This window comes from Microbacterium sp. 1262 (assembly GCF_040544895.1).
GTDB classification, from domain to species: Bacteria; Actinomycetota; Actinomycetes; order Actinomycetales; family Microbacteriaceae; genus Microbacterium; species Microbacterium plantarum.
In genome coordinates, this window is sequence record NZ_JBEPKU010000001.1 from 3,069,865 (window position 1) to 3,094,152 (window position 24,288).

General features: G+C 71.2%; 22 protein-coding genes. 6 read left to right on the forward strand and 16 right to left on the reverse strand.

Features of this window, described 5'->3' with window-relative positions; genetic code table 11:
• Positions 1-74 precede the first annotated feature (74 nt).
• Positions 75-1,037, forward strand: a complete 963-nt coding sequence (locus ABIC53_RS14750) for an alpha/beta fold hydrolase (protein ID WP_274179204.1) — start codon at positions 75-77, stop codon at positions 1,035-1,037.
• Positions 1,038-1,069: 32 nt separating this feature from the next.
• Here the strand turns inward: ABIC53_RS14750 and ABIC53_RS14755 are convergent, their stop codons facing one another.
• The 4 genes from ABIC53_RS14755 to ABIC53_RS14770 are packed head-to-tail and all read right to left on the reverse strand — an operon-like array spanning position 1,070 to position 3,770.
• Positions 1,070-1,870, reverse strand: coding sequence for a MerR family transcriptional regulator (locus ABIC53_RS14755; protein ID WP_354452035.1), 801 nt, complete (start codon positions 1,868-1,870; stop codon positions 1,070-1,072).
• A complete protein-coding gene (locus ABIC53_RS14760; RefSeq protein WP_354452037.1) occupies positions 1,867-2,421 on the reverse strand; it encodes a VOC family protein in 555 nt (184 codons plus the stop codon). Before ABIC53_RS14760 ends, ABIC53_RS14755 begins: the two co-directional genes overlap by 4 nt.
• Before the next feature lie 52 nt (positions 2,422-2,473).
• The gene (locus ABIC53_RS14765) at positions 2,474-2,650 is read right to left on the reverse strand and encodes a hypothetical protein (RefSeq protein ID WP_162815494.1); all 177 of its coding nucleotides are present in this window, start codon (positions 2,648-2,650) and stop codon (positions 2,474-2,476) included.
• Between the two features lie 19 nt (positions 2,651-2,669).
• Positions 2,670-3,770 (reverse strand): VanZ family protein, encoded by a 1,101-nt coding sequence (locus ABIC53_RS14770; RefSeq protein WP_323986628.1) that lies wholly within the window; start codon positions 3,768-3,770, stop codon positions 2,670-2,672.
• Positions 3,771-3,887: 117 nt separating this feature from the next.
• On the opposite strand from ABIC53_RS14770, the gene ABIC53_RS14775 reads away from it, so the two are divergent.
• Positions 3,888-4,577, forward strand: a complete 690-nt coding sequence (locus ABIC53_RS14775) for an L-ribulose-5-phosphate 4-epimerase (protein WP_323986626.1) — start codon at positions 3,888-3,890, stop codon at positions 4,575-4,577.
• Positions 4,578-4,588: 11 nt separating this feature from the next.
• On the opposite strand, the gene ABIC53_RS14780 is transcribed toward ABIC53_RS14775, so the two are convergent.
• Entirely contained in the window at positions 4,589-4,822 is a 234-nt protein-coding gene (locus ABIC53_RS14780) for a three-helix bundle dimerization domain-containing protein (protein ID WP_112617818.1), read from the reverse strand.
• 91 nt (positions 4,823-4,913) lie between these two features.
• Here ABIC53_RS14780 and ABIC53_RS14785 point away from each other — a divergent pair, with 91 nt between their 5' ends.
• The gene (locus tag ABIC53_RS14785; protein ID WP_240309703.1) at positions 4,914-5,381 is read left to right on the forward strand and encodes an acyl-CoA thioesterase; all 468 of its coding nucleotides are present in this window, start codon (positions 4,914-4,916) and stop codon (positions 5,379-5,381) included.
• Here ABIC53_RS14785 and ABIC53_RS14790 read toward each other — a convergent pair whose 3' ends face one another.
• From ABIC53_RS14790 to ABIC53_RS14825, 8 genes are all read right to left on the reverse strand, one after another.
• The gene (locus tag ABIC53_RS14790) at positions 5,382-9,167 is read right to left on the reverse strand and encodes a phosphodiester glycosidase family protein (protein ID WP_354452041.1); all 3,786 of its coding nucleotides are present in this window, start codon (positions 9,165-9,167) and stop codon (positions 5,382-5,384) included. It lies immediately after the preceding gene.
• Between the two features lie 124 nt (positions 9,168-9,291).
• On the reverse strand, positions 9,292-10,008 hold the full coding sequence (locus ABIC53_RS14795; protein WP_354452043.1) for a glycosyltransferase: 717 nt from the start codon (positions 10,006-10,008) through the stop codon (positions 9,292-9,294).
• Complete coding sequence (locus tag ABIC53_RS14800; RefSeq protein WP_354452045.1) at positions 10,005-11,372, reverse strand: PIG-L family deacetylase; 1,368 nt, start codon at positions 11,370-11,372, stop codon at positions 10,005-10,007. Before ABIC53_RS14800 ends, ABIC53_RS14795 begins: the two co-directional genes overlap by 4 nt.
• A complete protein-coding gene (locus ABIC53_RS14805; RefSeq protein ID WP_354452047.1) occupies positions 11,366-12,433 on the reverse strand; it encodes an acyl-CoA dehydrogenase family protein in 1,068 nt (355 codons plus the stop codon). Before ABIC53_RS14805 ends, ABIC53_RS14800 begins: the two co-directional genes overlap by 7 nt.
• Before the next feature lie 82 nt (positions 12,434-12,515).
• Positions 12,516-13,826, reverse strand: coding sequence for a UDP-glucose dehydrogenase family protein (locus tag ABIC53_RS14810; RefSeq protein ID WP_354452225.1), 1,311 nt, complete (start codon positions 13,824-13,826; stop codon positions 12,516-12,518).
• 96 nt (positions 13,827-13,922) lie between these two features.
• Positions 13,923-15,776 (reverse strand): amidase family protein, encoded by a 1,854-nt coding sequence (locus ABIC53_RS14815; protein WP_354452049.1) that lies wholly within the window; start codon positions 15,774-15,776, stop codon positions 13,923-13,925.
• A complete protein-coding gene (locus ABIC53_RS14820) occupies positions 15,773-16,531 on the reverse strand; it encodes a cohesin domain-containing protein (protein WP_354452051.1) in 759 nt (252 codons plus the stop codon). Before ABIC53_RS14820 ends, ABIC53_RS14815 begins: the two co-directional genes overlap by 4 nt.
• A 127-nt stretch (positions 16,532-16,658) precedes the next feature.
• A complete protein-coding gene (locus ABIC53_RS14825) occupies positions 16,659-17,417 on the reverse strand; it encodes a hypothetical protein (protein ID WP_354452053.1) in 759 nt (252 codons plus the stop codon).
• 58 nt (positions 17,418-17,475) lie between these two features.
• Between ABIC53_RS14825 and ABIC53_RS14830 the strand changes: the two genes are divergently transcribed.
• Together ABIC53_RS14830 and ABIC53_RS14835 are read left to right on the forward strand one after the other, a co-directional pair.
• On the forward strand, positions 17,476-18,936 hold the full coding sequence (locus ABIC53_RS14830) for a protein adenylyltransferase SelO (protein ID WP_354452055.1): 1,461 nt from the start codon (positions 17,476-17,478) through the stop codon (positions 18,934-18,936).
• A 129-nt stretch (positions 18,937-19,065) separates the two neighbouring features.
• The gene (locus ABIC53_RS14835) at positions 19,066-19,656 is read left to right on the forward strand and encodes an excalibur calcium-binding domain-containing protein (protein WP_205289239.1); all 591 of its coding nucleotides are present in this window, start codon (positions 19,066-19,068) and stop codon (positions 19,654-19,656) included.
• Between the two features lie 11 nt (positions 19,657-19,667).
• Here ABIC53_RS14835 and ABIC53_RS14840 read toward each other — a convergent pair whose 3' ends face one another.
• Positions 19,668-20,603, reverse strand: a complete 936-nt coding sequence (locus ABIC53_RS14840; protein ID WP_354452057.1) for an aldo/keto reductase — start codon at positions 20,601-20,603, stop codon at positions 19,668-19,670.
• A gap of 59 nt (positions 20,604-20,662) precedes the next feature.
• On the opposite strand from ABIC53_RS14840, the gene ABIC53_RS14845 reads away from it, so the two are divergent.
• Positions 20,663-21,151 carry an SRPBCC family protein gene (locus tag ABIC53_RS14845; protein ID WP_354452059.1) on the forward strand — a complete coding sequence of 163 codons (489 nt, stop codon included), beginning with the start codon at positions 20,663-20,665 and terminating at the stop codon, positions 21,149-21,151.
• A 44-nt stretch (positions 21,152-21,195) separates the two neighbouring features.
• On the opposite strand, the gene ABIC53_RS14850 is transcribed toward ABIC53_RS14845, so the two are convergent.
• Both ABIC53_RS14850 and ABIC53_RS14855 read right to left on the reverse strand, forming a co-directional pair.
• Positions 21,196-22,638, reverse strand: coding sequence for an HNH endonuclease signature motif containing protein (locus ABIC53_RS14850; RefSeq protein WP_354452061.1), 1,443 nt, complete (start codon positions 22,636-22,638; stop codon positions 21,196-21,198).
• 196 nt (positions 22,639-22,834) lie between these two features.
• Positions 22,835-24,232, reverse strand: coding sequence for a hypothetical protein (locus ABIC53_RS14855; protein ID WP_354452063.1), 1,398 nt, complete (start codon positions 24,230-24,232; stop codon positions 22,835-22,837).
• Positions 24,233-24,288: the final 56 nt, after the last annotated feature.

A 24,288-nucleotide genomic window follows, 5' to 3' on the forward strand; every position in this document is an offset into this window, starting at 1 on the left:
CACAGTCTGCACGGGGCGGCGTGTGAGACGGTAGGGGCATGGTGGAGGGGCGCGCTCGCGGCGGTGAAGATGATATGGAGCCGGCCGACATCGACGTCGAGACGGTCGCGTTCGACGGGGTGCGCACTCGGGTCACGCGGGTGCAGACCGCGTCGTCGGCGGATGCGGGGCGGGCCTTCGTGCTGATCGCGGGCATCGGGGTGGCCGCGACGTACTTCGACCTGCTCGCCCCGACGCTCGCGCAGAACGCGCGGGTCTACGCTCTCGACCTTCCGGGCTTCGCCGGTCAGCGTGCGCCGCGCGACGAGCCGTCGGTGGCGTTCTTCGCCGACCAGGTGGAGGCGGTGCTCGATCGGTTCGAGCTCGATGATCCCGTGCTGCTCGGGCACTCCTTCGGCACGCAGATCGTCACCGAGGTGCTCACGCGGCGCCCCGGCATCCGCCAGGCCGTCCTCATCGGTCCGGTCGTGAACGACCGCGAGCGCTCGGTGGTGCTGCAGGCGATCCGGTTCGGGCAGTCATCGCTGTTCGAGCCGTTCCGCCTCGTGATGCTGGCGGTCAGCGCCTACCTGCTCTGCGGCTTCGCCTACTTCATGCGGGTGCTGCCGCACATGATGCGGTATCCGCTGCGCGAGCGCCTGGCGGACGTCTCTGCGCAGGTGCTGCTGATCCGCGGCGCGCGCGACTTCTCGTCGCCGCGGTACTTCCACTCGGAGCTCCTGGCCGTCGCGCGCGACGCGTGGCGGTGGGAGATCCACGGCGCCGCGCACTCGGTCATCAACGGCAACGCGATCGGCGTGGCCAAGCTCATGGACGCCTTCGTCGCGGGCGACCTGCCGCGCCGCGGTCAGATGTCGCAGGAGGAGGCACGCGTGCCCCGGCCTGCGTACGGCGGGATCGCCCTCATGTGGCGCGCGGCGCGCTACCGCGTGCAGGAGTGGTTCAGCGCGCGGGAGGGCGACGAGGTCGGCGTCGAGCATGCGAAGGAGTCGCACGCCGCCGTCATGTGGCGCGCGTTCACCGGCGGACGCAGCTGAGCCGGCGGGCTCGCGACGTCACTCCCTCGTCGTCACTCCCAAACCGCAGCGTCGGGGTCGATGCCGTGCGCGCGGGCGCTCGCGTCGATGCTGCGGCGCAGCCACGAGGTGAGGCCGGGACGGAGACGGTCGTAGTGCGCGGTGAACGCGGCATCCGCTTCGTACATCCGACCGAGGCAGACCTGCATCGACCGGCTCACCGGGAAGTACTCGCTGATCGCGGCACGATGGCGCTCGACGAGCGCCTCGGCCTCCGGCGCGCCGGGCTCGATGCCCGCGTCGGCGGCCGCGGCGAGGTCGGCCTCGAGCGCGGTCATCGTCGCGGTGATCTCCCGCCACTGGTCGGGGGTACGGGTGGCGGCGCGTTCGGCGTACTGCTGCCACTGCGGGGAGTCGCCGTAGCGGCGCCGGGCGAGGGCGGGCCAGTCGGGGTTCCAGTCGGGGCCGAAGATCGACAGCTGCTCCTCGGCGGTGAGCAGCACGCCGCGCTCGTGCGCCTCGATCATGCGGTCGAGACCGGCGCGGAGGCCCTCGAGCCGGGCGAGCGATCGCGACACCTCGTCGCGTTGCTCCCGGAGAGCCGCGGAGGTGTCGCGACCCGGCTCGTCGAGGATGGTGCGGATCTGGTCGAGCCCCAGCCCGACCTCGCGGTACACGACGATGCGCTGCAGGCGAGCGATGTCGGCGGCGGTGTACAGCCGGTACCCGGCGTCGGTGCGCAGCGACGGCGAGGCGAGGCCGATCTCGTCCCAGTGGTGCAGGGTGCGCACCGTGACCCCGAGATCGGATGCCGCGCGCCCGACCGTCACCCCGTCCGTGCTGATGTCGCTCATGGCTGCTGCTCCTCCTTCGCCGGGTTCTTCGGGGGTGTGATGCCGATGGCGGCGAGGGAGCGTGCTGCGGCGCTGTCGGGCTCGTAGGGCTTCGCCGCCGTGACGACGATACGCGCGTTCTCCGGGGTGAGGATCTCGACCTCGCGACTGTTCCACGGGGTGTCGCGGGGCTCGCCGACCGCCCCCGGGTCCAGCGCGCGGCAGGCCTCGACGATGCCGCCGAGCTCGGCGAGGACGCAGGCGTAGCTGTAGGTCAGTGCGGGCGGTTCGGGCGTCGGCGCCGAGGCCGGGTCGGCGGCGACGAGCAGGACATCCTGGAACGCCCAGCGGCGCAGGTGGATGAGCGTGCCGGGAATCGAGAAGAGCTCGAAGAACCCCAGGCCCGCGGTCCAGAACCGCGACGAGGTCGTCAGATCGCGCGTGGGGATCGTGACGAACGCCGGCATCCCGTAGATGCCGCGATAGGGCTCGGGGGCGACGGCATCCGGTCCGGGCGGGGGAACGGGGCTGATCTCGAAAGCGTCGTAATAGCGGGTCTCGGGGTCGGTCATGCGACCACTCTCGGCCCTCACGTCGCGTGAGAGTCAAGCGGGGGTGCCCCGGTCAGCGGTAGACGCCGCGCGGGAGCAGCATGGCCGCAGCGATGGCGAGCACGACCATCGCGACGCCGCCGACGATGACGCCGAGCATCGGGTTGAGGGTGAGGAGTCCCACCAGGAATCCGAGGGCGATGCCGACAAGAGCGCCGGTGGCGGTGTGGGCGAGTGCTTCGACGTCCATGCTCTCGACGCTACGGATCTCAGCGCCGGGGCGCGTCCCCCATACGGGTGATTTCGACTCGTCCTGCGGGACCATGCTCCCGGCTGTCGCGCAGTACCTGAGCACCGAGCAGACCGGGCAGGCCGCGGCCGCCCTGCGTCGTGAACGTGAGGATCGCGCAGGCCACGAGGAAGACGAAGGCGAGGAAGCCCCAGGGGCCGGGGAGCTGATCCAGCAGCGCGTAGCCGCCGATGCCGCCGAGGAACCGCGTGAGTCGGGTCACCACGGCGGGGGCCGGGCCACCGGCGTAGCGGAGGCGCACGGTCAGGTCGCCGATCGTCCGGCCCGACACCAGGACGCATCCGCCGACGACCGCGAGCGCGGCGATCGAGCCGGCCTGACCCGCGAGGTCGGTCTCGACGGCGACGTCGCGGTTGCCCGTGAAGACGAGGGCCGCCTGGATGCCGACGCTCACGAAGATGCCGACGAGCGAATAGGCGAGCAGGTCGCACACCATCGCGAGGATGCGGCGGCCGCGCGTCACCGGTCGCGGTGCGTCCGGCTCCTCGGAGACCGGGCGGCGCGGCACGAGGAGCGCGAGGATCGAGCCGATGACCGCTCCGACGGTGTTGGTGAGCAGGTCGTCGACGTCGAAGACGCGGTAGGCGCACGGGTAGACGCCCCAGACTCCGGTCAGCTGTGTGAACTCGACGATGAGCGAGATGCCGAGGCCGGCCGCGAACGCGACGAGGATGCCGCGGCGGGCGAGAACCCGTACGAAGAAGCCGAGCGGGAGGAAGAGCAGGACGTTGAGGGCGAGCTGCAGGAAGGCCGAGTCGGAGAGGAAGGCCCGCGGGCTGCCTCCGGCGCGCTGCGCAGCGCCGCGGATGTCGTCGACGAGCTCGAAGAGGTTCAGGTTGGATCCGGCGCACCGCATGCTCGACGGGTCGGGGAGCGGCAGCAGCGTGTAGGTCCAGATCGCGAAGAAGTAGACGAGGGCCGCGCCCGACAGCACGAGCTGGCCCGCGGTGAGATGCCCCGCGCGCCGGTACTGGACCGCGACGAAGGGCACGAACAGCACGAGGCCGACGAGCGCGCCGATGCCGATCGCGACGGCGCCGAGGAAGACGTTGTCACCCATTCCGACAACTTTTCCAGACCAGGCGGGTTCTTCTGGACACTGTGAGTGTTACCGGTAACATGACGACCGCCGGTCCCGAAGGCGGAGCCGGCTGATTCCGAGAGGCGGAGGAGTCCGATGGAACACGAAGCGGTGGCGCGGGTTCGGGCCGAGGTGGCGTCGTTGCACGCGGAGCTGGTGCGTTACGGGCTGGTCGTGTGGACCGGTGGCAACGTGTCGGGGCGGGTTCCGGGGGCTGATCTGTTCGTGATCAAGCCGTCGGGGGTGTCGTATGACGAGTTGGCTCCGGAGAACATGATCGTGTGCGATCTGGACGGCAATGTGGTGCCGGGGACGCCGGGCAGTGACCGGTCGCCGTCCAGTGATACGGCGGCGCATGCGTATGTGTATCGGAACATGCCCGAGGTGGGTGGTGTGGTGCACACGCATTCGACGTATGCGGTGGCGTGGGCGGCGCGGGGTGAGGAGATCCCGTGTGTGATCACGGCGATGGCTGATGAGTTCGGGGGGCCGATCCCGGTGGGTCCGTTCGCGATCATCGGTGATGACTCGATCGGCCGGGGGATCGTGGACACGCTTCGGGGGCATCGTTCCCGGGCGGTGTTGATGCAGAACCATGGGCCGTTCACGATCGGGTCGAGTGCGAAGGATGCGGTCAAGGCTGCGGTGATGGTGGAGGACGTGGCTCGCACGGTCCACATCGCCCGGCAGGCGGGGGAGTTGCTCCCGATTCCGCGGGACGCGATCGATGCGCTGTACGACCGGTATCAGAACGTTTACGGACAGACCACCGACGACCGCCGGTAGCCCCGCACCGGTCAGTCGGACTCGGTCGGCGCCTCGTCGGCGATACCGGCGAGGCGCTCGCGGGTCTCGCGTTCGGCGATGATGCCGATGAAGTCCGTGACGCGGGCGTCGGCGTGGCTCTCAACCGAGGCCGCCGCCTCGCGGTGGATGAGCTCGTCGTCGAGGTCCGGCATCCGCTTCTTGACCCGGTCGGCGACCTCTTCCGTCACCTCGTGGGCGTCGAACTCTTTCGCAGGCTTGTCCATGGCCACATCATCCGACGTCCGTGCTGCCGGCGAAACCCGTCGACGCGACGCCCCGCGCGTGCGATCATGTGCGGGATTAGGCTGGATCAACGTGAGCGATCAGACGAGTTCCGAATGGCCCTGGTCGGAGGGCGGCATCAACTTCCACACCCGCAAGTGGGTGCGGCCGGAAGACCTGAACGCCAACGGCACGCTCTTCGGCGGCAGTCTGCTCCGCTGGATCGACGAGGAAGCCGCGATCTACGCGATCATCCAGCTCGGCAACTACCGCGTGGTGACCAAGCTCATCTCGGAGATCAACTTCGAGTCGTCGGCGCTGCAGGGCGACCTCATCGAGATGGGCCTGACCGCGACGCACTTCGGTCGCACCTCGCTGACGATGCGCGCCGTCGTGCGCAACATGATCACGCGCAAGCGCATCCTCTCGATCGAGCGTCTCGTGTTCGTGAGCGTCGACGAGGACGGGCAGCCGATCCCGCACGGCTACTCCGCCATCACGTACGACCGTGATCGGATGCCGCGCGAGCACCCCAAGACCGACTCGGTGCGCCTGCCCTGATCACCGGGACGCGGCCCTCGCGCGACGTCGCCACACGAGCAGCGCCAGGCCGAGGGCTGCGACGAGAGCCGCCAGTCCGGCGACCCCGCCGATCGTCCCTGCGTCGGCGCCGGTAGCGGCCAGAGCATCGCTCGACCCGGCATCCGGCCCCGACCCGCCGCCGGAACCGGGCATGCCCGGCCCGCTGTCGCCCGGTGCGCCCGGCCCGCTGTCGCCCGGTGCGCCCGACCCGCTGTCGCCCGGTGCGCCCGGCCCGCTGTCGCCCGGTGCGCCCGGCCCGCTGTCACCCGGTGCGCCCGGCCCGCTGTCACCCGGTGTGCCCGGCTCGCCGTCACCCGGCGCCGCGACGACCGTGACCTCCACCGTGTCGGTCACCCCGTTCACGGTCACCGAGATCGAGGCATCGCCGGCCGACACGGCGGTCAGCTCACCGGAGGAGGGGTTCAGGCGCAGCGCGCCCGAGGCGGCTGCTTCGGTCTGCGCGCGCTCGGCGCGCCCCGATCGCGCCTCGGCGTCCGCCCGTGCATCCGACCCGACGACGTCGAGCCCGGCGCCGGCCCAGTCCGCGCTCACCGGCCAGGCGACGGGAACCGTGCGCCCGCCGTCCTGTGTCAGCGTCGCCGACACGGGCACCGTCTCGCCGACCTCGAGCACCGTCGGTGCCGCGAGATCGAGCGATTGCACGCGCGGCTTCGTCTCGGCCTGCATCCATCGGATGCGGTCCTCCACCACGGCGGGCCCCGTGCCCACGACACCGGCGCCGGGGTTCACGCCGAGCATGGTCCAGCCGGTGAAGCCGCCGGCATCCGGGGTTCCCGAGGGCCCCTTGCCCGAGTTGCCGTTCAGCACCCGCGAGACGCCGTCGTAGCTCGTCGCGTCGAAGACGCCGACGTGGCCGTTCACCATGGCGACCGACTTGCCGGTGTCGGCGCGGAAGGCCGCGAGCGTCGACACGAACTGCGCCGCCTCGTAGCGGTCGGAGAGCTGGCTCGCCTTCGACGGCAGCGGGTCGTCGGCCGGGTGGTGCGAGAAGACGAGCACGCCCGTCACCGACGAGTCCTCCGCCGCGGCGGCCAACTCGGAGTCCAGGAACTCCAGCTGCTCCATGCCCGACGCCCGGAACGAGCCGGCCGACGAGTTCAGGGTGATCATGCGCGTCGAGCCGAGGTCGACGGATCGGAACGCCGCGCCGAACGCCGAGGTGAAGTTCGAGATCGCGCCGCCCATGATCTCGTGGTTGCCGGGCACGTAGATGTAGGGCACACGGTCGCCGACCTCCTCCTCGAGGATGCGGGCAGCGAGCTCGAAGTCGGCGACGGATGCCTCGTCGACGAAGTCTCCGTTGATGACGAGGTAGTCGGGCTCGGCCGCGACGATCTCGCGCAGTGTCTCGCGTGCGGCGACGACGACCTCGGAATCGGGGTTGCGGGCGACGAACTGCGCGTCGCTCATGACCGCGATCCGCTGGGAGCGGCCGTCGACGCTGCCGTCGGTGACGATCACCGGGTCGAACACCTTCGGGGCCACCGGCTGGTCGACGTCGGGTGCGACGATCGACTCGAGGCCGGAGATGGCGATGTCGCCGTGGTAGGTGGCCGACGACCGGGTCTCCATAATGCGCACACGCTGGAATGTCAGCGGATACGCCGTGCCCGCCGGCACGGTGAAGCGTGCCTGGCGCCAGCCGGTCCAGTCGATCATGGGGCCGTCGAGGTTGATCGTCGTGTCGGTGCCGGTTCGCATCTGCAGGCGGGGCCAGGCGCCCGAGCCGTCGCCGTCGATCCACAGCGTGATCGCTTGCGGCTGGCCCTCGAGCACGCGGCCCGACGCGGCATCGACCTGCTCCGGAGCGATCGCGTAGTAGCCGCGCGTGCTGGTGGTGGTGGTGAAGTCGTAGGTCATGCGCAGCGCGGCTCGACCGTCGGGGCCGGTGGTCGGGGTGAGCTCACCGGTCGCACGCGCGACTCCGGCGGTCCACGACGCCGCGTCGGTGAAATCGGCCACCGAGATGGTGCGGTAGCCGATGGTCACCGCGACGTCGACGCTGCGTCCACCGGCGGTGAAGGTCACCGTCGCCGAGCCGCTGTCGGTGGTCGGGGTGATGAGGAACGCGTCCAGGCCGTTCCGCTCGACGGTCACGTCGGCCCCGTGCTCGACGCTGACGTCGGCGGTCTCGAGCGGCGCGGTGAAGCCGTCGGCGTCCAGACCCGTGAGGCGGACGGTCGCGGTCTGGCCGGGCTCGGGCAGGGCGACGACCGTCGACGACGGGCGCACCCGCTCGAGGTCGCCGAGCACCCGCACCTCGGTGGTCGCGGTCTTGCCCTCGGCCTCGAACGAGACGGTGGCGGTGCCCGGGGTCACGCCCGCGACGAGCGCCGTCGCGTCACCCGACGCAGACACCGTGACAGCGGCATCCGTCGCGGAGAAATCGCCGATGACGTCGACCCCCGTGAGGTTGGCGTCGAGGCCGGTGCCGGCCAGCGTGCGGTGGAGCCCGGGGAAGACGGCGTCGGAGCCGGCCGCGTCGAGGGCCGGTGCGACCTTCACGTCGTCGACGACGCCGGCCGGGGCCGACGAGAAGAAGGCGAGGCTGTTGGCGACGACGCGCTCGCCCCCGTCGGAGGGGCGGTTGTGGATGGACGCCTCGGCGTCACCGGGTTCGCGCACGGCGAGCATCGTCGAGCCGCCGCCGTCGAGGTTGACGGCGTTGTAGACGTCGAGGTCGAGCATGAGGTCGCCGAGCTCTCGGATGGTCATGCCGCGGCTGTCGCCGGCGCGTCCGTCGATGGTGACGACGGTGACCTCCGTGCCGTCGCGGTTGACGCCGATGGCGGTGCGGGCCGCCTCGACCTGGTCTTCGTCGGTCTGCACGCCGTCGACGATCATGCGCTGCGACCCGCTGACGGCGAGGTCGACGTCGGCGGACGCCTCGACCGTGACCTCGACCGTGTCGCCGACCTCGAAGGCGGCCAGCGTGGTGGCGCCGCCGTCACGGCCGATGAGCACGCCGGAGCCGTCGGCGATGGCCGTCGTGCCCGTGACGGATGCCGCGTCGGTGGTGACCTCGGTCACGACGCCGTCCTGCACCGTGACGCGGGCGATCGAGCCGGCGATCTCGGCGGGTCCGCCGAGCGGGCGGCTCAACGGGTGGGAGCCCCACGCGGGGGTGTACCACCCGATGCCGTCGACGCCGATGTCGGGGCTGTTGACGCCGGCCAGTCGGTGCACGGTGCCGTCGACGGCGACCGTGGCGCCCGAGGTCAGGGCCTGCACGGCGGCGAGTCCGTCGGAGATCGTGAACGCCTGGCGCATGCCGGGGGCCGCGGTACGCAGACCTTCGGTCGGTGACACGTTCGTGCCGACCGGTGCGGTCGAGTAGTTCATGTCGAAGTAGTCGCCGTTGATCGCCGCGACCGCACCGGTGCCGGCGATCTGGTCGCTGAGCATGGCACCACCCGACACCGTGCCGGCGTCGAGCACGTCGAGCGACAGGGTCGGTGTCGTGAGGTCGGCGCGCATCACGTGGCCGGTCACCCAGCCGGCGGGTTGCAGCCGGCGGAAGTCGGTGAGCTCCAGTCCGGGCGCGAGCGTCTGAGCGTCGGCGCTGAGCATCGACGAGTTCCCGCCGCCGAGGTCGAGTCCGCCCGTGTCGGGCGCGGCGACGGCGGATGCCGGGCTCAGGGCGCCGATGCTCGCAGCGGTCGCGGTGACGACGGCGAGCAGTGCGACTGCGCCGCGGCGCGTTCTCGGGGCCGGGCGGGAGAGACGTGAGGTGAGGGCGGGCACGCGGAGCACCCTACGGACGGGGGCGTCCGAGAGGATGATGGTCCGGTGGCGGGGGGATGACCCTCAGGTGAACCGTCGGTGCCGCGCCCGGTGACGATGCGCGCGGCCTGAGGACCTCAGTGCCTCAAGGTGACACCTGACCTGAGATGCGCTGATGCGTGGCGTGGACGAAGGCCGCGTATCCCCCGGGAGTCCGGCCTTCGAACCTGCCCGAGGTCGTGACCTCATTGTCGTCTGTGGCCACGACCCGCGCGCCGGACGCGCGCGCGGCCCGCACGACTTCGACATCCTCATGCTCGTCGAGATCGGGAAATCCGCCCGCGGCGAGGTGCACGGCGGCACTCATCCCCAGATTCGCGCCGTGCACGTTACCGGCGGGCGCTCCGCGAGGGTGCGTCGCGATCCAGTGCGCGGTGTGGGCGGGCGTGAGGTCGGCGAAATCCGGACGCACGGTGCCGAGGACGACATCGGCGCCCGCGGCGCGGAGATCGAGCTGGTGGGTCAGCCACGTGACCGGGACGGTGGAATCGCCGTCGGTCGTCGCGATCCAGGTGTCGTCCGGCGCGGGGCTGCCGAGTTCGGCGAGGGCCGCCTCGACCCCTTTCCGGCGAGCGGTCCCGACGCGGCGTGCGTCGATGCGCCGGATGCTGACGGGCCATGACCTCGCGATGCGTTCGGAGGCGTCGGTGCAAGCGTCGAGGACGACGACGGGTGCGACCCGGATGCCGGGATGGGTTCGACGCGCGTGAGCGACCGCGGCGGTCAGCGCAGCGAGGCAGGCATCGAGCAGCGCCGCTTCGTCGTGCACGGGGACGACGACGGCCACGGCGATCGGGCTCACGGAATGAGGCCCGTCTCGACCGCGACCGATCGTGCATGCGTTCGTCCGAACACCTCGAGGATGAAGTCCTCCTCCTCGTGCCGGGCCAGCCGGGTCAGGGCGTGCTCGGCATCGAGAGCCGCGTGGACCTCATCTCCCGAGAGCGGGTACTCCGCCACGGGGTGACGCCAATGGCAGGCGATGAGGTGGCCGTCGGGCGCGAGAGATGCGGCGATCCGCGTGATCGCCCGGGCCAGGTCAGCGGGGTCCCAGTAGTAGCCCACCTCGGACGCGACGATGAGGTCGAACTCGCCGGCGGGCCACTCGGCGGGCAGCTCGGCGCGAGCGAGATGAACCCCCGCGCGCTCGCCGAGGCGACGTCTGGCGACGGCGAGCGGAGCGTCGGCGATGTCGAGGGCGAGCACGGCCTCGCAGCGGTCGGCGAGGAGCGCGGTGAGCGCACCCGTCGAGCAGCCGAGCTCGAGGGCGGACCGGTAGCGTGCGCGGGGCATGGTCGCCATCGTGATCGCACGCTTGCGCTGCTCGTACCACCGCGAGTCGAACCCCCAGGGGTCGTCACCGTTTCGGCGGTAGAAGGCGTCGAAGAAGTCGCGGGGGAGGCTGCCGGTGCGGCGCGGGGGACGCACGAACACCTCGAACCCGCGCTCGAAGTGCTGCTGCATTCCCCCGTGGAGCATCTCCTCGTCCCCCGCGGCCGCCGAGAGCGGCTCGACCTGTGTGCGGTGGAGGCGCATGGCGGCCCGCTTGCGCTCGAGCGCATCCCCGTCGAGGTCGACGAGGTCGACGTCGTCCCAGGGCGCGTCGTCGGGGGAACCCCAGTGCCAGAGCCAGATCGGGTAGGACCGCCACGGGACGTCGCGCTCGCCGCACACCGCCGCGGCGACCTCGCCGACGACGCGGTGATCGCGATGGCCGTCACCTGTCCATGTCGAGACCACGAGCGTGCGTTCGGGGACCGGTTCGTCGCCGAGCGCGTCTGCGATCGCGCCGGCGATCTCGTCGCGGTGGTCGTCGGTCCGGCCGTCGGGGAGACCGAGGAAACGCCGTCGGATGGCGGGTGAGAGGTGCTCGAGTGCGCGCTCGGCCTCGTCTCGACGGAGCGTGGCCAGCTCGTCGGGCGTGTGCGTCGGGGAATCGGGATGCGACCCTTCGCCGTCGGTCGCGATGATGACCGAGACCGCTCCGCCGCGTCGGGTAGTGCGCGCTATGAGCCCCGCGGCGCCGAGAGTCTCGTCGTCGGGATGGGCGGCGACGACGAGGAGGTGGTCGAAATCCTCGGGCAGCACCGGCAGCGACCGTTCGGCGAAGGCCGCGGCCCACGTCGCTTCAGGGGTGCCGGGATCGCGGTGGCTGAAGCTCACCATTGGCCGCGCCCTTCGCTCACGCTGCCGCCGAGGCGAGCGAGATCGCGTTCGCCGTGGTGCTGACGGATGTAGATCTGCAGATCGGCGACCCGGCGGGCATGGCTCTCGTCGGCCACGAGGGGCAAGGGGCCGAGCGCTCGCGCAGACTCCGTCAGCGCCGTCTCGACGGCATCCGACACGATCGCGCGCACCCGGCCGGCGAGCAGTGCCGGGTCCGGGTCGGCGTCGATCGTCGCCGCTGCGGCCTTCAGCGTCAGCCGCGCGTTCCACAGAGCGGTGTCGACGCGGGCGAGGTGGACTCGTGACAGCTGGTCGGCGCCGGTACGCCGAGCCGCCTCGAGCAGAGCGTCTCGGAGGGGGAGGGCTCCACCCCACCAGCAGGCGGCCACGCCGATCCCGCCGTGCGCGAAGCCGGGACGGCGCAGATACCAGCCCGCCTCTCCGACCGGCACCGCGGTCGCGTCGGTGAACTCGACCGGAGCGCTCATCACCTGAGTGAGCCCACGAGCGTGCCAGGGCCCCGCGTGCGGGTCGACCTGGGGAGTGCGCAGCGCCACGGCGAACAGTCGGCGCTCATCGCCGACCCACGCGGTGACGAGCGCGTGGGTGAGCTCGTGCGCGAGCGAGCACCACGGCTTCGTTCCCGACAGCCGCCACCCGTCGGCGGCGCGGTGGGCATCGAGTCGCATGCCCGGTGCTTCGGCGGCGAACACACCCCAGGTCGAGTTCGCGCTCGCTCCGATGGACTCGAGGGCGACGTCGACGTTCACGTCGAGACGATGCGCCTGGTCGAGGATGTCGAGCGCGTCGAGGTGGGGTTCGAGGATGCGGGCAGCGGCGACATCGAGACTCGCCACCGAGGCCAGCAGCGACCAGTCCTCGACCACCGGGCGCTCGGCGGGCCGTGCGGCGCCGACCGCGACCGCCCAGTCGAGGGTGGCGGCGACATCCGTGCCGAAGCCGTCTATGGTCTCAGCGGCGTCGAGTGCGCGGGTGATGCCGTGGGTCAGAGGCCGCTCCGCCAGGAGGGGACTGGTTCTCGGGTCGCGGTGTGCGGGCATCGCTTCATCATCGCCTGCGGGACGAGCGTGCAGGTTGCAGATGCTCGATCCGGCGCGGTGGTGTATGTCGGCGGTGGGTGGGTCAGGGGCGGCCCATGCCGCGGTAGTCCCAGCCGGCTGCGCGCCAGGCGTCGGCGTCGAGGCAGTTGCGGCCGTCGACGATGAGCCGGCCGGCGGTGAGCGTCGCGGCGTGCGCGGGGTCGAGCTCGCGGCGATACTCGTCCCACTCGGTGACGACGATGACGGCGTCGGCGGCGCGGAGGGCCTCGTCGCGGTCCTCGACGTAGTTCAGCTGAGGGTGGATGCGGCGGGCGTTCTCGATCGCCTCGGGGTCGGTCACGGTGACCCAGGCACCGAGGCCGTGCAGGCGCACGGCGACGTCGAGTGCGGGGGAATCGCGGGTGTCGTCGCTGTGCGGCTTGAACGCGGCGCCGAGCACCGTGATGTTCTTCTTGAACACCGATCCGCCGAAGGCGCTGACGACGAGGTCGACGGCGCGGTCGCGGCGGCGCATGTTGATGGCGTCGACCTCGCGCAGGAACGCGACCGACTCGCCGCGGCCGAGCTCTTCGGCGCGAGCCGAGAACGCGCGGATGTCCTTCGGCAGGCAGCCGCCGCCGAAGCCGATGCCGGCCCCGAGGAAGCGGCGGCCGATGCGGGCGTCGTGGCCGATCGCGTCGGCCAGGGTCGTGACGTCGGCGCCGGTGACCTCGGCGATCTCGGCCATCGCGTTGATGAAGCTGATCTTGGTCGCGAGGAAGGCGTTCGCGGCGACCTTGACGAGCTCGGCTGTGGCGAGGTCGGTGATGATGAACGGCGTGTTCTTGGCGACCGAGGGGTGGTAGACCTCCCGCAGGATGTCGGCGGCGCGCTCGCCTTCCGGCCCGGCGGGGACGCCCGCGACGAGGCGGTCGGGGTCGACGGTGTCTTGCACCGCCCAGCCCTCGCGCAGGAACTCGGGGTTCCAGACGAGCGTGGCGCCGGTGGGGGTCACGCGCTCGGCGAGCGTGGCCGCGGTGCCGACGGGGACCGTCGACTTGCCCGCGACGATGTCGCCCTGGGCCAGGTGCGGGATGAGCGCGTCGACGGCGGCGTTGACGTAGGTGAGGTCGGCGGCGTAGCCGTCCTTCTGCTGCGGGGTGCCGACGCCGATGAAGTGGACGGCGGCGCCCGCGGCATCCGCCATGTCGGTCGAGAAGCGGAGTCGGCCCGACGCGAGGCCGTCGCTCAGGATCTCCTGCAGCCCCGGCTCGAAGAAGGGGGCTTCGCCGTTCGAGAGCGAGGCGATCTTGCGCTCGTCGACGTCGATTCCGACGACCTCGTGCCCGATGGATGCCATGGCGGCCGCGTGGACCGCCCCGAGGTAACCGCAACCGATGACCGACAGACGCATCATGCTCTCTCTCCGCGGCCCCGACGGCACCGACACTCTTTCATACCAACTTCCCGTGACGCGGGTGTAAACGACCCACCCGCGTCACGGGAACGATCAGCCTGCCGGAAGCGGGCCGTACAGCGCCGGCGTCGTCCGTGCGCCGGTCGCCTGCTCGAACGAGAACGCCAGGCCCAGCAGGGTGCCCTCGGCGAAATCGCGTCCCAGGAACTCGAGGTTCACGCCGGCGCCGGGGATCTGCTCGGTCGCGCTCGCCTGGCCCATCGGCACCGTCACGGCCGGAAGGCCCGTGTTCGGGCTCAACCGCATGTTGCTGCCGACCGTGCCGTAGGGGGTGCCGCTGGGATAGATGATGGCGTCGATGCCGTTCGCGTCGAGGAACTCCGTGACGATCTGCTTTCCGCGGGCGAGTTGCAGCGTGTGCGATCCTGCCGGTCCCGCCCAGTCCTCGTACTGCTGCGGGGTGACGGTCGAGCGCGGCCCGTACGTCGATGCGCCGCGGTTCGGCGCGATGTTCGGCGACTGCGCGATGGCCGCGAGGCTCCGGGCGCCGACCGCCGGGTTCAGGTAGTCGTCGATGTAGGCCTGCAGGTCGTACCCGAACTCGACGGCGCTGCCGCTTCCCTCGCTCAGGATGCCGCTGAATCCCTCGGGCGCCGCGAGCTCGACGACCTCCGCGCCCTGCGCTTCGAGCGTCTCACGCGCAGCGCTGAACAGGCGCTGCGTCGTGGCGTTGCTGCCGACCATGTTCTGCGAGGTCGGCAGACCCGTGATCACGGCGATGCGCGCGCCGCGGAGGGCGTCGGCGTCGAGTGAAGCGGTGTAGCTGGCGGGGACGAGCCCCTCCTGGCGAGCTGTCACCGGATCCGCCGAATCGGCGCCCACGACGGCGTCGAGAGCGACCGCCGCGTCGGTGACCGAGCGCGCCATCGGGCCGCCGGTGTCCTGCGAGAGCGCGAGCGGCACGATGCCGTCGCGGCTCGCGAGTCCGACCGTCGGACGCACGCCCACGAGCTGGTTGTAGGTCGACGGGATGCGGATCGAGCCGCCCGTGTCGGTGCCGAAACCGATCGCGGCGAGGTTGCTCGCAATGGCGGCGCCCGTCCCTCCTGACGATCCGCCGGAGCTGCGGTTCGTCGCGTACGGGCTCGAGACGGTGAGGGCGGTGCCGGCCGGCTGGTAGGCCGACCACTGCGACGACAGGTTGATCGCGAACTCGTCCATGCTCGCTTTGGCGAGGATGACCGCGCCGTCGGCGCGCAGGCCCTCGACCATGTGCGCGTCCGTGGCGGTGCGGTTGTCGTTCCAGCAGCCGCAGCCGGCCGTGGTGGGCATGTCGACGGTGTTGTAGTTGTCCTTCACCGCGATCGGCACACCGAGCAGCATGCTCGTCATGCCCTTCTCGGCGCGAACGGCGTCGGCTGATGCTGCGGCGGCGAGGGCAGCGGCGTCGCCGGTCGTGATGATCGAGTTGAGCGGCCGTCCGCCGGGCTCGATCACCGCGCGATCGTAGGCGGCGATGCGGTCGAGATACTGCTGGGTGAGCTCGACCGAGGTGACGACCCCGGCGTTCATCGCCGCCTGCATCGACACGACGTCGGCCTCGACGATCTCGAAGGGACCGTCGTCGTAGATGGCCCGCTCGGAGACGAGGGCGATGTCGGATGCCGTGATCGCGCCGTCCCCGTCGAGGTCGTACGCGCCTGCCTCCGCCCAATCGGCGTCGGTGTCGGTGCTCCCGATGAACGCCGCGACGACGGCGAGGTCATCCGTGGTGACCCTGTCATCGCCGGTGAGGTCGAGCTCGGTGTAGTAGGGCGCGAGGAACGCGGCCCCGACGGTGGGCGCGGCCGCTGCGGCCACGGCGGGCACCGCAGCAGCGGGGGCGGCGACACCGCAGGTCAGCAGCGCGCCGACGGCGGCGGCGGGGACGATCAGCCGGCGGTTCATGCGTTCACCGCCCGACGGCGCAGGACGATCGCGGTGCCCGCGGCGAGGAGGACGGCGCCGAGCGCCGCGCTCAGCACGATCGGCGTCGCGTCGCCGCCGGTGGCCGAGAGCGAACCGCTCGCGGCTTCGCCGCCGGAGGCGGAACCTCCGGGTCCGGCAGCCGGGGTGCCCACGACGGGCGCGCTCGCCGACGGTTCGGGTTCGGGTTCGGGTTCGGGTTCGGGCTCGGCGACGGGAAGGGCGGCGATCGTGATGTCGGTGGTCGCGGCATCCGTCGCCGTCGCCGTCTCGCCGGTGCCGCCGACGAGGCGGACGCTCGGGAGCGTGATCTCGGCCGTCCCGGCGCCCTCGGCGGTGAACGAGAGCGTTGCGAGCGTGAGGGGAGCGCCAGGGTCGGACGCGAGGCCGGGCGAGGTGCCGAGGCGGGAGTGGGTGACGGTGATCGTGCCGCTCGCGGTCTCGCGCGCGGCGGTGAAGCCGCCGTCGGGACCCGTCGCCGAGTCGTCGACGTAGTCGAGCAGAGCGCCCGGCACGGAGACGTCGAGGTCGTAGGCGTAGAGGTCGACGACGTCGGTCGCCGTGAGGACGACGTCGATGCGGTCGCCTTCCGTGGCGGTGGCGGTGGCGGCGACGCCGATCGCGAAGGTCGCGGTGGGTGGTGCGGCCACCGCGGCCGGCGCCGCGGCGAGTGCCGCGGTCAGCGCGACGACGCCGGCGAGGGCGGGCGCGAGGGTGATCGATGGGCGAGCAGGCATGCGGAAGCAGCCCCTTTCCTGGGTCGGGTGCACTCAGGACGACAGGCTCTCGTGGGGCTCCGAGCCCACGGTCCTCGGGGGATGTGCCGAGCTTGGCAGGACAGCGTTTCCTGCCGGTGTCGGTGCGTTACGCGCCGGTTTCGCCAGCCTCGCCGCGGAGGCCGGCCGCGAGCCGGCCGTCGAACTCGCGTCGGCCCGCCTTCGTCAGCGAGGCGGAGGGTGCGGCATCCGCATGCGTGATGCTGACGAGCCCCTCGCGTTCCAGCGCGCTCAGGTGCCCCTGCACGCTCGGCTGCTCGCCGTTCCCGTGCCCGAGGCTCTCTGCCAGGACGTCGACGCGCGCCGACGTGACCGGGCGGAGGGCGGCGCTCAGCCGAAAGCGCTGGGCGTCGGCGAATGGGGCCGCAGAGCGCGGAGTGCGGGCGAACGGGCGGACGACGTCGGCGGCGAAGGTGCGGTCGTAGGCGGCCACACCCAGGAACGAGACGACGAGACCGGCACCGGCCGTCAGCGCGATCCAGCCGCCCTGCCCGATCACCGCGAGGGCCATCGAGGTGACGGCGAGCCCGAGGACGACGACCGCGAGAGCGAAGCCCACGGCCCAGCTGCGCCATCCCGCCGGCAGGTCGATCGCCATGCCGAGGCGGCGGCGGAAGAACATCTCGACACCGACGAGCGCGCCGACGACCACGACGAAGGCGACGATCGTCGGGATGCCGACGCCGAGGGCGGGTACGGCGATGATCAGGGCGAAGCAGACCGATTGCGCGAGCGAGGCGGCCGGCGAAGCTCTGCGGAAACGTTGGGCCAGGCGGCGGCGGTCTTCGGCCACCGTGCGGAACAGGTCGTGGATCGGGGCGGAGTGGTCGGTCGTTTCGATCGCCATCACTCCACTCTGTCAAACCTGCGGCCCCGGTGCGGCGCACCGCGCGTAGCCTCGATTCATGACTCCCGTCACGCTCTCGCTGTCGCACGACTTCGCTGACGCGCTGCCCGCGCTCGCGCGGCCGTGGTCGGCGGATCCGGCGCCCGCGCCGCGGCTGCTCGTGCTCAACGAGGCGCTCGCCGACGAGCTGGGGCTGGATGCCGGGTTCCTGCGCAGCCCCGCGGGGGTCGACCTTCTCGTGGGTGCCGCGCTGCCGGAGGGCGCGCAGCCGGTCGCCCAGGGTTACGCCGGTCACCAGTTCGGCGGTTTCTCGCCGCGGCTCGGCGATGGGCGGGCGCTGCTGCTGGGCGAGCTGACCGCGCCCGACGGATCGCTGCGCGACATCCATCTGAAGGGCTCGGGGCCGACGCCGTTCGCGCGCGCGGGTGACGGGCTCGCGGCCGTCGGGCCGATGCTGCGCGAGTACGTGATGAGCGAGGCGATGCATGCGCTCGGCATCCCGACGACCCGGTCGCTCGCCGTCGTCGCGACGGGGCGCGAGGTGCTGCGTGAGGCGGCGCTGCCGGGAGCGCTGCTCGTGCGGACGGCGTCGAGCCATCTGCGGGTGGGCAGCGTCGAGTTCGCTCGAGGGACGGGCGACATCGCCGTGCTGCGCGCGGTCGTCGACTACGCCATCGCGCGGCACCACCCCGAGGCGGCGGACGAGGACGTGCCCGCGCTCGGACTGTTCCGCGCGGTCGTGGCGGCGCAGGCCGACCTCGTCGCCCGCTGGATGTTGGTCGGCTTCATCCACGGCGTGATGAACACCGACAACATGACGCTGTCGGGCGAGACGATCGACTACGGCCCGTGTGCCTTCCTGGATGCGTACGACCCGGCGACCGTGTACAGCTCGATCGACACCGGCGGGCGTTACGCCTACGGCAATCAGCCGTACATCGCCGAGTGGAACCTCGCGCGGCTCGCCGAGGCGATGCTGCCGCTGTTCGACGACGACCTCGAACGCGCGGTCGAGCTGGCGCAGGGCGTCCTGGCGGAGTTCCGTCCCCGGTTCGCCGAGGCCCGGGCGGCGGGCATGCGGCGCAAGCTCGGGCTCGCCGATGCGCGAGTCTCCGATAAGCAGGTCGAAGCGCTCGCCGGTGACTTCCACGAGATGCTCGAGCGCAAGCGCGCGGACTACACCTCGACGTTCCGGTCGCTGTCTGCTGCCGCGCGGGGCGATGCGGCCGGTCTCGAGGCGGCGCTCGGCGGGGATCCGGCGCTGACCGGCTGGCTGGATCGGTGGCGTGCGCACGCGCCCGACGCCGAGGTGATGGATGCCGCGAACCCGATCTACGTGCCGCGCAACCACCTCGTCGAGGAAGCGCTCGCCGCGGCGACCGCCAGCAACCTCGAGCCGCTCGGGTGGCTGACGACCGTCCTGTCGACCCCCTTCACCGAACGTGCGGGCGCGGAGCGGTACGCCCAGCCGGCGGGTCCGGACTTCGCGGCCGGCTACCAGACGTTCTGCGGCACCTGACCGGATCGGAACGCGCGCGGGCGGTCCGTATTGCGACGCTCGTACCGCGCGTGCGTGGCGCGGCGATGCGCGTCCCGCGATGATGACGGTGGGGCCGCGCGGGGGCGCGGCGATGGGGGAGAAGAGAACATGGCCGGATCGAGCCTGCGCGCCGATGGCAAGCCGTCGTTCCTGGCGCGTCCGATGTCGCGCAAGGCGGCGCTGATCACGTCCGGGTCGGCGCTCGTGGCCGGGTTGCTGCTCGGCGGTGGCGCCGGAGGCGCGGGTGCGCAGTCCGAGGTGACGTCGCTGAAGGACCAGGTGGCCTCGCTCGAGACGGATGTCGCCGACGCCGAGACGGTGGCTGTCGAGAATGACACGGCGCTGACCGACGCCCGAGCGGATCTGGACGAGGCGCTCGATGACCTCGCAACGGCGACTGCGGCGCTCGAGACCGCCACCGCTCAGGTGACCGAGATGCAGACCGCGGCGACGGCGTCGCAGACCGAGCTCGATGCTCGCGCGGCCCGGATCTCGGACCTCGAGGGCCAGCTGTCCGCCCGGACGGTGCAAGCCCCCGCTGCTCAGGCACCGGCTGCGCAGGCACCCGCGGCACCGGCATCCACGTACTACGACAACTGTACGGCGGCCCGGAACGCCGGCGCCGCCCCCGTCCGGACGGGGGATCCCGGTTACGGGCGTCACCTCGACCGGGACGGCGACGGCATCGGCTGCGAGTAGGTCTCCCGGGCTCAGGGCACCTTGTGCCCGGCGGCCTGGATCAGCCCGTACCACTCGCCTCGCGTCAGGGGGATGTCGCTGCCTTCGGCTGCATCCGCGACGCGCTGGGGGTTCGTGGTGCCGAGCACGACCTGCATCGCGGCGGGGTGGCGGGTGATCCACGCCGTCGCGATGGCGGTGGGGGTGACGCCGTACTTCGCGGCCAGCTCATCGAGCTTGGCGTTGAGCTCGGGGTACTCCTCGGCACCGAAGATGACGCCGTCGAAGAAGCCCTTCTGGAACGGCGACCAGGCCTGGAGCGTGATGCCGTTGATGCGCGAGTAGTCGACGAGTCCGCCGCCGTCACGGGTGATCGAGTCGTCTTCGCCGGCCATGTTCGACGCGAGCCCCTGGGCGATGATCGTCGAGTGCGTGATCGACAGCTGCACCTGGTTGGCCACGAGCGGCTGGGTCACCGCCGTCTTCAGCAGGTCGATCTGGCGGGGCGTGTGGTTCGAGACGCCGAAGGCGCGGACCTTGCCCGAGGATTCGAGGTGGTCGAACGCGCGGGCGACCTCGTCGGGCTCGACGAGAGCATCGGGACGGTGGAGCAGCAGCACGTCGATGCGGTCGGTGCCGAGCGCTTCGAGCGACTCCTCGGCGGAGGCCACGATGTGCTCGTACGAGTGGTCGAAGTGCCAGTCGTCGGCGACGATGCCGGTCTTGGTCTGCAGCGTGATCTCGTCGCGCTCGGATGCCGTGAGCTTGAGCGCTTCGGTGAAGCGTCGCTCGCACGCGTGGCGCGACGAGCCATAGAGGTCGGCGTGGTCGAAGAAGTCGACGCCGACCTCGCGGCAGCGGTCGTAGAGGGCGCGGATGTCGCCGTCGGAGAGCTCCTCGATCCGCATCATGCCCGCGACGACGTTGGGGACCTGGATGTTGCTCTGACCGAGGGGGACGCTGCGCATGATTCTTAGTATGCGCCGCGGGAGCAGGACGCGCGGCGGGGGCATGCCACGATGGGCGGATGCCGGTCGTCGAGTCGCGTTGCGTCGTTCCCGTGCCCGTCGAGGTCGCGTTCGCGGTGTCGCAGACGCAGGGCGAGGTGCGGAAGCGGTGGGATCCCTTCATCCGGCGACAGCACCTGATCAGCGCGGATCGGCCCGCGAAGGGCGTCCGCACGTACACGGTGCAGCGATTCGGGCTGGCGATGGAGAGCGAGTACGTCTCGTACAACCCGCCGTCGAACGTCGGGATGAAGATGACGAAAGGCTCGTGGTTCTTCGCTCGGATGGGCGGCGGATGGCGGTTCAGTCCGGTCGAGGGTGACCCCTCGCGCTCGCTCGCGGTGTGGCGCTACAACTTCGCCTGCCGTCCGGCGTGGCTCGCGCCGCTGGCGGAGCGCATCGGCGCGATCATCCTGCAGCGCGACATCGACCGGCGGATCGCGGGGTTCGCACGTGGATGCGAGGATCCGGTCGTGCTCGCCGAAGCGGAGCGCATCCGGGGCGTGTGACTGCGCCGGACGGCGCCGGGCGGCGCCGGCCAGCGCCGGCCAGCTCAGAAGGGCGGTGGCTCGTCCCTGCCCGCCCCGGGTGGTGGCGCCCCGCCGGTGTCGGGAACGAAACACACTGACGGTATCGGTGCGTCTTCGCGGTACACCCGACCCAGGGGTGAGGTCCATTCCAGGGCTCCGCCGCCAATCTGCCTGACCTCCCATTTCGTGAATTGCTTCATCGAATGGTGTCGTTGGCACAGGTGGGCGAGGTTGAAGATGTGGGTGTGCCCGCCGAGGGCGTAATCGATGGTGTGGTCGAGTTCGCATCGGATCGCGGCTCTGCGGCATCCGGGGAATCGGCAGTGCTGATCGCGCGCTTTGAGTAGGCGGCTCATCGCCGAGGTGGGCCGGTAGGTGTCGACTTCGACCGGGGTGCGGGTGACCGGGTCGATGAAGAGTCGGTTCCAGATTTTGGCGCGGCCGGCGAGCTTGCGGGCGGTGTCGGCGTCGATGAGCGCGGCGCCCACGAGCTCGGCGGGGGCGTCGTCGACGCCGGTCACCGTCTCGGATGTCAGCGTCACCTGGACCTGCGCCCGGATCGCACCCAGCGGCCCGGCGGCGTCGCTGCCGTTCGTCGGGTCGACGACCGGGGCGCCCCCGAGCAGCAGGTCGCCGAGGATGTCGGCGCGCAGCTGATCCATCGTGCGGACATCGGGCGCGCCACCATCGGCCGGCGCCGCAGCATCCGCCGCCGCAGAACCCTCACCCGCCGCGGAGCCCTCACCCGCGGCAGCATCCCCAGCCGGACCATCCGCAGGCGCCTCCCCGGCGGCGGCACGAGCGTCTTTGACGGACTGCGCCATGACGGTGAGGCGGTCGTGGATGCCCGCGGCGATGACCGTCGGCAGGGTGGCGCCGAGCTCGGACATGCCGTCGGTGCCGTGGGTGACCCAAACTCCTCGCTTTGCCGCGGCGGTGCGGTGTCGCTCGGCGAAGGACTCCGACCCCATCCGGGCGGCGAGGTTGCGGAGCGGCTCTCGCACGCGCGAGGCGATGTCGCGCTCGCAGATCAGGATCGCCTGCCGCGCGTAGTCGTCGCGGATGTCGTCGGCGAGGCCGCATCCCATGCGGACGACGACGTCGACGTGGTCGCGCGTGATGCGCTGCTGCTCCCATGCCTCGAACACAGCGGGGTAGTCGTCGACGATGGTCAGCGCGTGGTCGATCTCGCTCTGAGCGCGGCGGTCGTGCGACCGTCGCACCCCGGCGATCTCGGCGGCGATCGAGCGCATCTCCATGTCTGATCCCATGCCGCGCGGCCGCTCGCCGGAGCGCGCCGCGACGCTCAGAGCGCTGCGCCCCGCCTCAGCGAGCGCACGGGTCATGGCGATGTTCGCCGCGTGGAGCAGATCGTCTGCGTGAGAGACCCGGTCGACGATGCCCGCGTACGGCGAGCTCGACGAGCCGGAATCCGGTTCGTGCGCGCTTTCGCCGTTCGTTGTCATGTTCCCATTATTGCCAGGGGGTCGGACATTCGTCTCGAATATCCGTACATCTGTGGAGAACAATTTTGCGGCTCGGTTGGGGAGGAATGGGCGGCCCCGGCGGAGCCCGTTTCTCTACAGCGAGCTCCTGGATTTGTCGTTTCTCCATGACGAATCGAGGGATAAACCGGCAGACGGGCCGGTTGGCAGTGCCGACTCACGTGGTAGTTGCGGTGGAAATCGCGAGTGCCACGGCGGGGACGATCAGCACGAGGCTTGCAACGGTCCACGAGATCACCTCCGCGGCTCGCGCCCACCCTTCGCCGCGCTCTTCCGGCGGTGAGACCGTGGCGATCTGTTCGCGCGCTGCGGCGGCGAGTATCAGCCCGAGGGGGAACACGACGCTGACGAACGGACTGATGACAGCGAGCCGGTTCAACGGCAGCGTCGCAGGGCGCCTGCTCTCGTCCCGCAGGACACCGTCGTGGAGCCTGTTCGCCTTGCTTTCTGCGAGCTTGATTGCAATCGCTCGGAGAAGCCGGCTCTCGGCGGGACCATCGTCGGAGCGCGGCCGCCGTCGCCGGCCGGTGAGATAGAACGCCATGCCGGCGTTGCTGCAGGTGACGACGGCGAATCGAAGAAGAGCGTCGGCCGCAGCGCGGACCGGGTTCGTCCCGTCGGCCGATTCGATACTCGCGATGACGATCGTCCCCGAGACGCCGACCACGGCGAGGATGAACGGCAAGAACGCGGGTGTGAGCGGTGACCACCGGCGGCGAGCGGCCGCCACGAATGTGTCGTACACGGCAGCCGTGACGAAGACGGCGAAAGCCGCCAACGCGGCGGCGCGCGCCACGACCACGTCAATGTCGGCAGGTGTGACCGCGTTGAGCACGAGGAGCTGAGCAATCACAAGACCGACGATGCGCGCAATGTCGCCGATCACCCCACGCACGGATGACGGCCCCGCGCGGAGCTTGAGCGCGGAAAGGGCTGCGCGCTGTTCTTCCGCGGCAATCTTCCGGCGCGTGCGACGCACAGCTGGGTCGGTCGGTGGGAGGGGGACTGCCGCAGCGGCGTCTGCCGCGAATAGCGCTAGGAGGATTCCAATAGCTATCGGGCCGAAGCCGCGCACCAGGTCGATGCCGGTCGGCGCGGATTCGATCATGTAGGGGATGGCGATGTAGATGCCCAAGCCGAGCGAGGTGGGCACGAGCAGCGCGGCGATCAGTGTGAGTAGTTGCTGCCGTCCTGCCGATGCTGTGGGCTGTTGAAGCGCCCCGGGGTCTCGTACGGCGAGTTGCAGAGTGGTGACGAACAGGCCGACGACACCGAACGCGGCGAGTGCGTCGCCGCCGTCGAACCGTGGCAGGACGAGCCGCGGCGCGTCTGGGTTGAGCTGGGTGAGGGCGAAGAGTGAGACGAGCGCGAGGACGGCGACTCCGCGACCCAGCGTTGCGCCCAGAGTCCGTGCGTACTGCGAGAAGTCCTCGTCATGGGCTCGCAGCAAGTCGGCGAGATCGTCCGCGACCGATTCCTCTTCGGCAACCGGATCGGTGTCGGCGGGTGCGCTCAGCGAGGCATCCCGACGCGGCCGTCGGCTACGCAAGAGCATTGTCGCGAGGACTCTCATAAGGCGATTCTGCCGGTGGGCGCCTCGCCGCCGTGACG

Excerpts from the sequence above, each read along its gene's own strand:
- ABIC53_RS14750 (WP_274179204.1), top strand. The coding sequence starts at position 75 with ATGGAGCCGGCCGACATCGACGTCGAGACGGTCGCGTTCGACGGGGTG.
- ABIC53_RS14755 (WP_354452035.1), bottom strand. The coding sequence starts at position 1,870 with ATGAGCGACATCAGCACGGACGGGGTGACGGTCGGGCGCGCGGCATCC.
- ABIC53_RS14760 (WP_354452037.1), bottom strand. The coding sequence starts at position 2,421 with ATGACCGACCCCGAGACCCGCTATTACGACGCTTTCGAGATCAGCCCC.
- ABIC53_RS14765 (WP_162815494.1), bottom strand. The coding sequence starts at position 2,650 with ATGGACGTCGAAGCACTCGCCCACACCGCCACCGGCGCTCTTGTCGGC.
- ABIC53_RS14770 (WP_323986628.1), bottom strand. The coding sequence starts at position 3,770 with ATGGGTGACAACGTCTTCCTCGGCGCCGTCGCGATCGGCATCGGCGCG.
- ABIC53_RS14775 (WP_323986626.1), top strand. The coding sequence starts at position 3,888 with ATGGAACACGAAGCGGTGGCGCGGGTTCGGGCCGAGGTGGCGTCGTTG.
- ABIC53_RS14780 (WP_112617818.1), bottom strand. The coding sequence starts at position 4,822 with ATGGACAAGCCTGCGAAAGAGTTCGACGCCCACGAGGTGACGGAAGAG.
- ABIC53_RS14800 (WP_354452045.1), bottom strand. The coding sequence starts at position 11,372 with ATGGTGAGCTTCAGCCACCGCGATCCCGGCACCCCTGAAGCGACGTGG.
- ABIC53_RS14805 (WP_354452047.1), bottom strand. The coding sequence starts at position 12,433 with ATGCCCGCACACCGCGACCCGAGAACCAGTCCCCTCCTGGCGGAGCGG.
- ABIC53_RS14810 (WP_354452225.1), bottom strand. The coding sequence starts at position 13,826 with ATGCGTCTGTCGGTCATCGGTTGCGGTTACCTCGGGGCGGTCCACGCG.
- ABIC53_RS14815 (WP_354452049.1), bottom strand. The coding sequence starts at position 15,776 with ATGAACCGCCGGCTGATCGTCCCCGCCGCCGCCGTCGGCGCGCTGCTG.
- ABIC53_RS14820 (WP_354452051.1), bottom strand. The coding sequence starts at position 16,531 with ATGCCTGCTCGCCCATCGATCACCCTCGCGCCCGCCCTCGCCGGCGTC.
- ABIC53_RS14825 (WP_354452053.1), bottom strand. The coding sequence starts at position 17,417 with ATGGCGATCGAAACGACCGACCACTCCGCCCCGATCCACGACCTGTTC.
- ABIC53_RS14830 (WP_354452055.1), top strand. The coding sequence starts at position 17,476 with ATGACTCCCGTCACGCTCTCGCTGTCGCACGACTTCGCTGACGCGCTG.
- ABIC53_RS14835 (WP_205289239.1), top strand. The coding sequence starts at position 19,066 with ATGGCCGGATCGAGCCTGCGCGCCGATGGCAAGCCGTCGTTCCTGGCG.
- ABIC53_RS14840 (WP_354452057.1), bottom strand. The coding sequence starts at position 20,603 with ATGCGCAGCGTCCCCCTCGGTCAGAGCAACATCCAGGTCCCCAACGTC.
- ABIC53_RS14845 (WP_354452059.1), top strand. The coding sequence starts at position 20,663 with ATGCCGGTCGTCGAGTCGCGTTGCGTCGTTCCCGTGCCCGTCGAGGTC.
- ABIC53_RS14850 (WP_354452061.1), bottom strand. The coding sequence starts at position 22,638 with ATGACAACGAACGGCGAAAGCGCGCACGAACCGGATTCCGGCTCGTCG.
- ABIC53_RS14855 (WP_354452063.1), bottom strand. The coding sequence starts at position 24,232 with ATGCTCTTGCGTAGCCGACGGCCGCGTCGGGATGCCTCGCTGAGCGCA.